The sequence below is a fragment of the Phenylobacterium sp. genome, assembly GCF_031412415.1.
Taxonomy (GTDB): Bacteria; Pseudomonadota; Alphaproteobacteria; order Caulobacterales; family Caulobacteraceae; genus Phenylobacterium.
Genome location: NZ_JANOCX010000168.1, coordinates 1 through 9,514 on the forward strand (window position 1 = coordinate 1; position 9,514 = coordinate 9,514).

Here is a 9,514-nt window from a genome sequence, read left to right on the forward strand (position 1 = left end):
CCTTCGTCGAGACCTGATCGGCGATGGTGAGGACGAAGGCCGCGCGGTCCTCGACGCTGGCCAGGGGCAGGATCACCGGCTCATAGGACAGTTGGCGGCAATGGCCGAGGATGAGGTCGTGGACCTGCTCGGCCTCGTCCCAAGTCTGGCTTCTTTCCGTATCTTGTCCGTAGATCTTGCGCCAAGGCGGCGGCACGAAAACCGTGGTGCTGTAGCGCCGCGTGCGCAATGCCTCCAGGTGCCAGGGCGGCGGGGTGAAGCCTGGTCCGCCGGTGTCCGGGATGCCCCGGTCGAAGAACACCCGCTCTTCCACATCGATCATCGAATCGAAGATGGCGATGTCCTCGCGCGCGGTGCGTTCGCCATAGGCCTGGACGTCGATCCAGGGCAGGGCCGTTCCGCCCGTTGCGACCTCTTCGCGGATCACCCGGCGGTGGGTTTCCTCGACGCAGCGTTCGCCGCGGGCGCGCAGATGGTCAATCAACGTGGTCTTCCCAACCCCCGGGCCGCCGGTGAAGAGGAAGAAGTTGGGTTTCGTGACGATCATGAGAGTCCTCAAGCCATGGAGGTTGTCGCCGCCGCGAGGCGGTGGCGTTGAGTCAGGCCTGGGAAAACGTGTCGAGCGTCGCGGCGGCCGTCAGGCCGGGGGGCAGCCCTTGAACTCACCGGCCTTGTGCACGGTGAGCTTGGCCAGGTTCAGCGCCATCAGCGGACGCATGGAGGACGAACCGTGGCCGGTATAGAGGTCGATCTTCTCGCCCTTGATCGCGCCGCCGGTGTCGGTGGCGTACCAGAAGCCGTCGTGCTTGGAGCCGTCGGGCATTGGTAGGCCGACGGTTTCCTTGATGTAGAGCTTCGTGCGGCGCGGGATCACGTTACGATCGGTGGCCACGGTGCGCATGGCGACGACCTTGCAGCCCAGGGAGTCCAGGGCGCCCACGCCCTTGGCGCCGGCATGGTACAGGGTGGCCTTCAGGCGGAATTCCGGCGTGCCCGGCAGGGCGCCTGTCAGGGCCGAAACGATCAGGTCGCCAATGGGATCGGAAGAGGGCGCAGCCTGGGCGCTGGAGCAAAGTCCAAGTAGGACAGGCAGGGCGGCAAGGGCGGCGAGGCGACGTCGCATGACGGCGGCTCCTTCGTCGTTGATCTGTGCAGCAGGGGCTTGGGTACCCGGACTCAAGGGTAAGAGTCAAACCGGCTTGCAGACGAACTAACAGGTCTTACCGAAGAGCTTGGCTTGCGCCGACCTTGGTCTACTCTATTGAAACCCTTGCTCAGCAAGGGAATTGGCCATGCAAATCTACGGCGACTCGATCTCTGGCAACTGCCTGAAGGTGAAGTGGGCCGCCGACCATCTGGGGCTGGCCTATGACTGGATCGAGACCGACGTCCTGAAGGCGGAGACTCGAACGCCGGCGTTTCTGGCGCTGAATCCGGCCGGCCAGGTCCCGGCGGTGATTCTGGACGACGGCCGGCCCCTGGCGCAGTCGAACGCCATCCTGCTCCATCTGGCGGAGGGCTCCGACCTGATCCCCGCCGACGCGTACCTAAGGGCGCGGATGCTGGAATGGATGTTCTGGGAGCAGTACAGCCATGAGCCCTATGTCGCCGTGGCCCGCTTCCAAGTGCGGTATCTGGGCAAGCCGGTGTCCTCGCTGGACCCGAAACTCGTGGAGCGCGGAAACGGGGCTCTGAAGCGACTGGAAGACGGCCTGTCCGGTGGCGGCTTCCTGGTCGGGCAGCGGGTCAGCCTCGCCGACATCGCGCTGGTGGCCTACACCCGCTCGGCGCACGAGGGCGGTTTCGACCTGGCGCTCTATCCATCGGTGCAGGCCTGGGTGAAGCGGGTGGAGACGGCGCTAAAGATCGCCTAAACGGAGAAGCATGATCCGCACCGTCGCGCTCGCCGCCGCTCTCCTCGCAGCCCTCGCGCCGGCTCCGGCCCTCGCTTGGGGAAACATGGGCCACCGCATCTTGGGCGAGGCCGCCATGCGCGCCTTGCCCGGCGAGATCCCCGCCTTCCTGCGCAATCCACAGGCTGTTCGTGATGTGGGAGAGCTATCGCGCGAGCAGGACCGCTCCAAGGGCTCGGGGCGCATTCACGACCACAACCGCGACGCGGGCCATTTCGTGGACCTGGACGACGACGGCAAGCTGCTGGGCGGTCCGGCGTTCCTGCCCTTGCCGAACACGCGGGCGGACTACGAGAAAGGGTTGCAGACCAGCGGCCTGGACAGCTGGAAGGCTGGCTACCTGCAGTACTCAATCATCGACCAGCACCAGCAACTGGCCAAGGATTTCGGCTATTGGCGCGTGGTCAAGCACGCCGCCGAGCGTGAGCGCGACAAGGTGCGCAAGGCCTGGCTGGTTCGCGATCTTGCGCGGCGCGAGACGCAGATCCTGGCGACCATCGGCCACCTGTCCCACTTCGTCGGGGACGGCGCCCAGCCGCTGCACGTCTCAGTCCACTACAACGGCTGGGGCTCGGAATATCCGAACCCGAACGGCTACACGACCGCCAAGGTCCACGGCCCTTTCGAGAGCGAATTCGTGTTCGCCAACATCAAGCCCGGCGCCGTGGCCGCCAGGATGTCGGCGGCTGTCGATTGCAAGTGCGCCATCGAGAAGCGGGCCGTTGACTACCTGATCGCGACCAGCCGCTTCGTCATCCCGTTCTACGAGATGGAAAAGGCCGGCGGCCTTCAGGCCGGCGACGCGAGGGGCGTGGCCTTCGCCACCGAACGGCTGGCGGCCGGCGCGTCCGAGCTGCGCGACATGGTGGTCTCGGCCTGGCGCGGCAGCACCCGGGTCACCGTCGGCTGGCCGGTGGTGCGGGTGGACGATGTGCTGTCGGGCAAGGTCGATCCCTACGACGCGCTCTACGGCAAGGACTGATGCGAGACGTCCCGCAGTTTGGCGAGCGTGTCGGCGGCCGGGTCTACGCCGACCGGCCCGCCGCCTTCGGGATCGCTGAAAACGGCGGGAAGATCGCCCTTGTCGCGATAGAGAAGGCGGGCGGCGGGTCCTGGCGCGACCTGCCGGGCGGAGCCGTCGATCCGGGCGAGACGCCGGATCTGGCCGTGGTCCGCGAGTTCGGTGAGGAGACGGGCCTGGTGATCACGGTCGTCGAGGCGCTCACCGAGGCCGACCAATTCTTCGTCAACACCGACGGAACGCCACTCAACAATCGCGCCACGGTCTTCGTCGTGAAGGTCGAAGGCTCAGATCCCACCCTGAAGGTCGAGGACGATCACACCCTGATCTGGATCGACCCGACAGAGGCGATCAGGACGTTGCGGCACCCGGCCCACGCCTGGGCGGTGAGCGCTTGGCTGCGGCGGGGCTAGGCGCGCGCTTGGTCGGCGGCGTCTTGCCGGCGATCTTCGGGCTGGGGTGGGGGACCTTGTCGGGCCCCATCGCCTTGCGCATCTGCGGGGCCAGTTTGTCGAGCTCGGCCAGAAGCTGTTCCAGCTCTTCCTGCGGCAGGTTCTCGATGCCGATGAAATAGTTGTCGGCTTTCGACACCCGGATCAGCTCGTCCAGCTTGGCGTGCAGGGCGTTGTTGTCGCGGTTCTGGGTATTCTGGATCAGGAACACCATCAGGAAGGTGATGATCGTCGTGCCGGTGTTGATCACCAGCTGCCAGGTGTCGGAGAAGCCGAAGACCGGCCCCGACAGTCCCCACAGGATCACGATCGTGCAGCAGCCGATGAAGACGAAGGGGTGCCCGGTCCAGCGCGATGTCGCCGAGGCGAAGCGCGTGAAGAACTTAGTCAGGCGCGACATATTCGAGCTCCAGTCGCGTCGCATTGCGCGGCGCGGGCTGAACGGCTAGTCCACGGCCAAGTTCCGATCAAGCGCGAGGGCGGATGTCGCAGGCTCAGATCATCGACGGCAAGGCCACGGCCGAACGCATCCGCGCCGAGGTCGCCGCCGAGGTGGCGGATCTCAAAGCCCAGCACGGCCTCACGCCCGGCCTGGCCGTCGTCCTGGTCGGAGATGATGCCGCCAGCCAGGTCTATGTCCGCTCCAAGGGCGAGCACTCCAGGGCCGCTGGCATGCACTCGGTGACGCACCGCCTGGCGGCCGACACCAGCCAGAAGAATCTGCTGGCCCTGGTGGAAACTCTGAATGGCGATCCCGCGATCCATGGCATCCTCGTGCAGCTGCCGCTGCCCAAGGGGCTGGATGAAAAGGCGGTGATCTCGTCCATCGATCCGCGCAAGGACGTCGACGGCCTGCACCCGATCAATGCCGGGCTGCTGGCCCAGGGCCAGAAGGCGCTGGTCCCCTGCACGCCGCGCGGCTGTATGATCATGTTGACCGACGCCCTGGGCGACCTCACGGGCAAACGGGCTGTGGTGGTGGGGCGTTCCGTCCTGGTGGGCCGGCCAATCGCCCAGCTCCTGTTGGGCGCCGACTGCACCGTGACCATCGCCCACTCGCGCACCCAGGATCTGGCGGCTGTCTGCCGCGACGCCGACATCCTGGTGGCGGCGGTGGGCCGGCCGCAGATGATCAAGGCCGACTGGATCAAGCCAGGCGCCGCGGTGATCGATGTCGGCATCAACCGGGTGCCGTTCCGCGATCCGGTCAAGGCTGCCGAGGGCAAGACCAAGCTGGTCGGCGATGTGGCTTACAAGGAAGCCTCAGCGGTCGCCGGCTACATCACCCCGGTGCCGGGCGGAGTCGGCCTGATGACGGTGGCCTGCCTGCTGCAGAACACCGTGACGGCGGCCAAGCGGATCGCCGGGCTGGACGACTAGGCGGCCGAGCCGGTCCGGTTGGTCCAGGCTGTCAGCGCGCTCAACACGTCGCCGACCGCCTGATCGAACGCCGCGACGATGGCCGAGACGCGGTTGTCGCCCGCGCGGACCTGAGCCTCGATCAGATCCGAGCCGGCGAGCGTTCGGTCAGGGCGGGCGAGCGTGACTCGAAGGCTGACCATGATCAGCGGCGCGGCCTCCGGACCGCGGTCATAGACCGCCTCGAACCGGGTGACGTCCACGCGCAACGAGAAGTCGGCCTTGGCCGCCTCGCCACGGGTGACCAGGCGCGCGGCGCCTGTGTTGAGGTCGAAGGCGCGGGCCAGGGCCTCGTCGAACAAGGTGGAGGCTGGCGAAACCCACCGCGACGCCGCCACGTAGGCCGCCTGTCCCCCCGTGACGGTCAGTATTCGGTCGCCGGACGCCGCGCGCGAGAATGCGCCGCCCGCGCGAACTACGCCGAACTGAGTCGCCGGCCGCCCGACGCTCGCCTCCGAGGAGGGTTCCCGGCCATCGAACCGGTAGAGCTGGGCCGGGTCGTCCTTGGGGAACAGGGAGATGCAGGCGCCGAGCGAAAGCGTCATCGCCACGGCGGCCAACGCCCGGAGCTGGCGGTTGAAAGCGCTCATGGCTTGATCTCCACTTCCTGGGCCGCCGGCTTGCCGACCAGGCCGCGGGGGTTGCCTTCGATTTCCCGGATCAGACGATCAAGGGACTCGGCGGTCTGCTGCAGGGCGGCCACCGACGCGGTGAGCTGTGGCAGGCCGTTGGTGGCGAAGTCGCTGGTGGGGCCTTCCAGCTTGCCGACCATGATCCGCAGATCCTTGGCCGTGGCTTGGGCTTCCTGCGCCGCGTCGGCGACGTTCTTCATGGTGCGCTTGCCGTCGCCGTCGATCAGTTGCTGGCCCGATTGCGACAGGGTGGCCAACTGCTGGGCGGCGGCGTCGATGCTGCGCAGAGCGCTCTGGGCGTCGGCGATGATGGCCTTGCGATCACGCAATTCGGCGGTGACCTCCTTGGCGTCGCCGACCGCGCCGGTGAAGGACTTGATGTTCTGGTCCGACAGCACACGGTTGACCCGGTCCAACGCCTCGACGGTTCGGGTCAGCACTGTGCCGCCGCCCTCTAGCAGGTCGGCCAGGGCACTGCGCTGGGTGCGAAGCTGAGGAACCTGGTTCGACGGCACGGTGTCCTTGAGCAGCCGCTTGGTCGGGGTCCCGGCGGTGATCTGGATGTAGTTGACGCCCGTGATCCCCTGCGGTTCCAGGGTGCCGAAAGAGTCCTCGCGAATGGGCACGTCGGATCCGACCCGGGTGCGCGCGATGACCCGGTTCGGATTCTTGGGATCGAGCTGAATCTTGACGACCTCGCCCACCTTGATGCCGTTGAAATGCACCTCGCCGCCCTGGGAGAGGCCGCGCACTGGGCCCAGGAAGATCGCATCATAGAGGTCGTAATCTCGGGCGAAGCTCACCCGCGCCAGCCAGACGCTGAAGATCACCAGCCCCATGAACAGGATCAGCGTCGAAAGGCCCACCAGGGCGTAGTTAGCGTCTTTTTCCATAAGCTTAGCTCACCATTGCGGCTTTGTGCGCCTTGACCGCGGCGCGTCCGCGCGGGCCCAGGAAGTACTCCTGGATCCAGGGATGATCGGACTTTTCCAGTTCCTGCACCGGCGCGTGGGCCACGACCGTCTTGTCGGCGAGGACCGCGACGCTGTCAGTGATCGTGTAGAGGCTGTCGAGGTCGTGGGTGATCATGAAGACGGTCAGGTCCAGGCTGTCGGAAAGGTCTTTGATCAACTCGTCGAACGAGGCGGCGCCGATCGGATCGAGCCCCGCGGTCGGCTCATCGAGGAACAGCAATTCGGGGTCCAGGGCCAGGGCGCGGGCGAGGCCGGCGCGCTTGCGCATGCCGCCCGACAGCTCCGCGGGCTTCAGGCTCCCGGCCTCCGGGGGCAGGCCGACCAGGGCGATCTTGAGATCCGCGAGCTGGGCCACGATGCGGCGCGGGATGTCGGTGTGCTCGTACATCGGCGCCGAGACGTTCTCGCGCACGGTGAGGTTGGAGAACAGCGCGCCTTGCTGGAACAGCACGCCCCACTGCCGCTCGATGGCCGACCACTTGCGGCGCGAGGCGCGCTGAATGTCCTGGCCGAACACGCGGACCACACCGGCCTCGGGCGCCTTCAGTCCGATGATGGTGTTGAGCAGCACGGACTTACCGGTGCCCGAGCCGCCGACCACGCCCACCACGTCGCCACGGCTGACCGTGAGGTCCAAGCCATCGTGGATCACCCGGTCGCCGAACGCCGACACCAGGCCCTTGACCTCGATGGCCGGGCCGGTGGTCGGCAGAACGTCGTCGGGATGCGGCTCGTCGCTCAAAGATCCAGCTCCATGAAGACCAGCGCGAAGATGGCGTCGATGAGGATGATGGCGAAGATGGCGTGAACTACAGCGGCGGTGACCCGGCGGCCGAGCGACTCGACGTCGCCGCCGACCTCCAGGCCCTGGCGGCAGCCGATGCCGGCGATCACCACGGCCATGACCGGCGCCTTGACCAGCCCGATCATGAACTGGGTCACGCCGACATAGTCGATGATGCGTTGCAGGAAGAACGAGGGGCCAAGGTCGAGGACGGTCCAGGTGACCAGCAGGCCTCCGAAGAGACCGGCCAGGGTCGCCACGAAGGTCAGCAGGGGAATCGTGATGAGGAGGGCGGCGAAGCGAGGAAACACCAGCGCCTCGAACGGATCGACGCCCAGCACCTGCATGGCGTCGATTTCCTGGTTCATCTTCATCGACCCCAGCTCGGCGGCGAAGGCCGAGGCCGAGCGACCGGCGAGCAGGATGGCGGTGATCAGGATGTTGAACTCGCGCAACACGGCGATGCCGATCAACTCGACGGCGAACACCTCGGCGCCGAACTGGCGCAGCATGTTGGCGCCTAGAAGACCCACCACGGCGCCGATGAACAGCGAGGTGATGGCGACGATGGGGATGGCGTCCAGGCCGGCGCGCTCCATGAGCGAAACGATGGGCGCCCAGCGGACGCGCTTCGGATTGGTCACGAGGTAGCCGGCTGTGCGCCCGACAGCCACGAGCAGGTGGCCCAGGAAGACCAGCGTCTCGAAGACTTCGTGGCCGAGGTTGAACACCCCTTTGCCGATCCGGATGGTCATTTCGTGGAAGCCGCGAGGCTTGGCGGCCACGACGGGCTTGGCCGCCGCGGCGGCGCCCACGAGATGCAGAAGGCGCAGAGATTCCGGCCGGCCGCTGACCCGGTCAGAGCCGATATGGCCGTCCGTCGCCCGGATCACGGCGAAGGCGCCGGCGGTGTCCAGGCGTCCCACACCAGTCAAGTCCAGCGACGTCGGGCTCTCGTCGCCAATGATGGCGTCGTAGAGATCGCGTGCGGCCTCGCCGATCGAGGTCGCGGTCCAGTCGCCGGTCAGCACCAGCTTGGACCCGTCGCTGGCGGTCACCAGATTGAACTCGGCGGGGCGTTCCATACGACGGTGTAGTGCCTCGAACATTGGCGTCGGCATGAGTCGACGCCCCCAATGGGATCAACCTAGCAGAGCGGTGACCAGACCCGGAACGCCTTATGGCGCAGGTTGTTCCGCGCGGTGGATAAGCTGCCCCGCCTCGCGACTTGGTGATGGTTTGTCGCGCCTCTTGGTCTATATTTCGCCCCACTCGCACGGTTATCACGAGCCGGGGGCGGGTCTGTCCGACCCCGGAGTGTCCGTCCAGGTCGGGAGCGTGGTTTGACCCGTCAAATCGAGATCGTCGGTAAGTCCGGCAACCGTTATCGTTACACCTCGCTCGAAGAGGATCGGATTCTGCCGCCCGCGGGCGCCAACTACATCATCGCCAAGCCCGGCGCCCAAGGGGTCGACATCCTCTATGTGGGCGAGACCGACAGCTTGGCTCGCACCGCTTGGCGCGAGCAGCTGGCCCGAGCCAAGGATGTCTACGGCTCGGAGGCCGATGTCCTGACCCGGCTCAATGTTCGAAGCGCGGTGCGTGAGGCCGAGCGCGCCGACCTGATCGAGGAATATCAGCCGCCGATGAACGCCCAGGCCTAGGGCGTCGTTCGCTAGGCGACTTCCGCCAGTTCGGAGCTGACCACCTTGAAGTCGACCAGGTTCGCCTGGCCGAAGGTGTTTGCGATGGCCACGTCCACGGCGTCGCGACCGCGGGCGATCAGCACCCGGCCGATGCGCGGACGGTTGTTTCGCGCGTCGAAGGTGTACCAGCGGCCGCCCAGGAAGACCTCGAACCAAGCACTGAAATCCATCACGCCCACCGTCGGCACGCCGATGTCGCCGAGATAGCCGGTGCAGTACCGGGCCGGGATGTTCATGCAGCGGCAGAAGGCCACGGCCAGATGGGCGTAGTCGCGGCAGACGCCGACGGCCTCCGCGTGGGCCTCATAGGCGGTCTTGGTGGGGCGCGCTTGCTGGTAGTCGAACCGGATGTGGTTGTGGACGTAGTCGACGATCGCCTGCACCCGCGCCCAGCCTGGGGGCGTGTTCTGGAATAGGGTCCAGGCCATGTCGCTCAGGCGATCGGTCTCGCAGTAGCGGCTGCCCAGCAGAAAGATCAGCACCTCGTCGGGCAAATCCTTGACCGGGATCTGCGCCGCCTCGGGGGCGTACTCGTCCACCAGGCCGGAATCCCGGATCACGAAGTCGGCCGAGATCGTCAGCCGTCCCGCCGGGGCCAGCACGCGGCTGCAGA

General features: G+C 66.8%; 13 protein-coding genes. 5 read left to right on the top strand and 8 right to left on the bottom strand.

From position 1 onward, the window contains the following. Together RMO04_RS08155 and RMO04_RS08160 are read right to left on the bottom strand one after the other, a co-directional pair. Positions 1–547 (bottom strand): AAA family ATPase (locus tag RMO04_RS08155; RefSeq protein WP_309644286.1); only part of this gene is annotated, 547 nt, incomplete at its 3' end. A gap of 90 nt (positions 548–637) precedes the next feature. Further along, complete coding sequence (locus RMO04_RS08160) at positions 638–1,123, bottom strand: 3D domain-containing protein (protein WP_309644287.1); 486 nt, start codon at positions 1,121–1,123, stop codon at positions 638–640. Between the two features lie 169 nt (positions 1,124–1,292). Between RMO04_RS08160 and RMO04_RS08165 the strand changes: the two genes are divergently transcribed. From RMO04_RS08165 to RMO04_RS08175, 3 genes are read left to right on the top strand one after another with little or no spacing between them, the layout of a single operon-like run. Further along, positions 1,293–1,874, top strand: coding sequence for a glutathione S-transferase family protein (locus RMO04_RS08165; protein ID WP_309644288.1), 582 nt, complete (start codon positions 1,293–1,295; stop codon positions 1,872–1,874). Between the two features lie 10 nt (positions 1,875–1,884). After that, positions 1,885–2,895 (top strand): S1/P1 Nuclease, encoded by a 1,011-nt coding sequence (locus tag RMO04_RS08170; protein WP_309644289.1) that lies wholly within the window; start codon positions 1,885–1,887, stop codon positions 2,893–2,895. Then, positions 2,895–3,347, top strand: a complete 453-nt coding sequence (locus tag RMO04_RS08175; protein ID WP_309644290.1) for an NUDIX domain-containing protein — start codon at positions 2,895–2,897, stop codon at positions 3,345–3,347. The genes RMO04_RS08170 and RMO04_RS08175 overlap by 1 nt, the downstream gene beginning before the upstream one ends. Here RMO04_RS08175 and RMO04_RS08180 read toward each other — a convergent pair. After that, on the bottom strand, positions 3,286–3,786 hold the full coding sequence (locus RMO04_RS08180) for a low affinity iron permease family protein (protein WP_309644291.1): 501 nt from the start codon (positions 3,784–3,786) through the stop codon (positions 3,286–3,288). The two genes, RMO04_RS08175 and RMO04_RS08180, sit on opposite strands and share 62 nt — an antisense overlap. Before the next feature lie 83 nt (positions 3,787–3,869). Here RMO04_RS08180 and folD point away from each other — a divergent pair, with 83 nt between their 5' ends. Then, positions 3,870–4,766, top strand: coding sequence for a bifunctional methylenetetrahydrofolate dehydrogenase/methenyltetrahydrofolate cyclohydrolase FolD (folD, locus tag RMO04_RS08185; RefSeq protein ID WP_309644292.1), 897 nt, complete (start codon positions 3,870–3,872; stop codon positions 4,764–4,766). On the opposite strand, the gene RMO04_RS08190 is transcribed toward folD, so the two are convergent. The 4 genes from RMO04_RS08190 to RMO04_RS08205 are packed head-to-tail and all read right to left on the bottom strand — an operon-like array spanning position 4,763 to position 8,280. Then, positions 4,763–5,395, bottom strand: coding sequence for an ABC-type transport auxiliary lipoprotein family protein (locus RMO04_RS08190; protein WP_309644293.1), 633 nt, complete (start codon positions 5,393–5,395; stop codon positions 4,763–4,765). The genes folD and RMO04_RS08190 overlap by 4 nt on opposite strands. Then, the gene (locus tag RMO04_RS08195; protein WP_309644294.1) at positions 5,392–6,330 is read right to left on the bottom strand and encodes an MlaD family protein; all 939 of its coding nucleotides are present in this window, start codon (positions 6,328–6,330) and stop codon (positions 5,392–5,394) included. The genes RMO04_RS08190 and RMO04_RS08195 overlap by 4 nt, the downstream gene beginning before the upstream one ends. A gap of 4 nt (positions 6,331–6,334) precedes the next feature. Beyond that, positions 6,335–7,153: an ABC transporter ATP-binding protein gene (locus RMO04_RS08200; RefSeq protein ID WP_309644295.1), complete on the bottom strand. Its 819-nt coding sequence runs from the start codon at positions 7,151–7,153 to the stop codon at positions 6,335–6,337. Beyond that, positions 7,150–8,280, bottom strand: coding sequence for an ABC transporter permease (locus RMO04_RS08205; protein ID WP_309644296.1), 1,131 nt, complete (start codon positions 8,278–8,280; stop codon positions 7,150–7,152). The genes RMO04_RS08200 and RMO04_RS08205 overlap by 4 nt, the downstream gene beginning before the upstream one ends. 258 nt (positions 8,281–8,538) lie before the next feature. On the opposite strand from RMO04_RS08205, the gene RMO04_RS08210 reads away from it, so the two are divergent. Continuing rightward, positions 8,539–8,859 (top strand): hypothetical protein, encoded by a 321-nt coding sequence (locus RMO04_RS08210; RefSeq protein ID WP_309644297.1) that lies wholly within the window; start codon positions 8,539–8,541, stop codon positions 8,857–8,859. Between the two features lie 11 nt (positions 8,860–8,870). On the opposite strand, the gene RMO04_RS08215 is transcribed toward RMO04_RS08210, so the two are convergent. Further along, positions 8,871–9,514 (bottom strand): transglutaminase family protein (locus RMO04_RS08215; protein WP_309644298.1); only part of this gene is annotated, 644 nt, incomplete at its 5' end.

Excerpts from the sequence above, each read along its gene's own strand:
- RMO04_RS08160 (WP_309644287.1), bottom strand. The coding sequence starts at position 1,123 with ATGCGACGTCGCCTCGCCGCCCTTGCCGCCCTGCCTGTCCTACTTGGA.
- RMO04_RS08165 (WP_309644288.1), top strand. The coding sequence starts at position 1,293 with ATGCAAATCTACGGCGACTCGATCTCTGGCAACTGCCTGAAGGTGAAG.
- RMO04_RS08170 (WP_309644289.1), top strand. The coding sequence starts at position 1,885 with ATGATCCGCACCGTCGCGCTCGCCGCCGCTCTCCTCGCAGCCCTCGCG.
- RMO04_RS08175 (WP_309644290.1), top strand. The coding sequence starts at position 2,895 with ATGCGAGACGTCCCGCAGTTTGGCGAGCGTGTCGGCGGCCGGGTCTAC.
- RMO04_RS08180 (WP_309644291.1), bottom strand. The coding sequence starts at position 3,786 with ATGTCGCGCCTGACTAAGTTCTTCACGCGCTTCGCCTCGGCGACATCG.
- folD (WP_309644292.1), top strand. The coding sequence starts at position 3,870 with ATGTCGCAGGCTCAGATCATCGACGGCAAGGCCACGGCCGAACGCATC.
- RMO04_RS08190 (WP_309644293.1), bottom strand. The coding sequence starts at position 5,395 with ATGAGCGCTTTCAACCGCCAGCTCCGGGCGTTGGCCGCCGTGGCGATG.
- RMO04_RS08195 (WP_309644294.1), bottom strand. The coding sequence starts at position 6,330 with ATGGAAAAAGACGCTAACTACGCCCTGGTGGGCCTTTCGACGCTGATC.
- RMO04_RS08205 (WP_309644296.1), bottom strand. The coding sequence starts at position 8,280 with ATGGAACGCCCCGCCGAGTTCAATCTGGTGACCGCCAGCGACGGGTCC.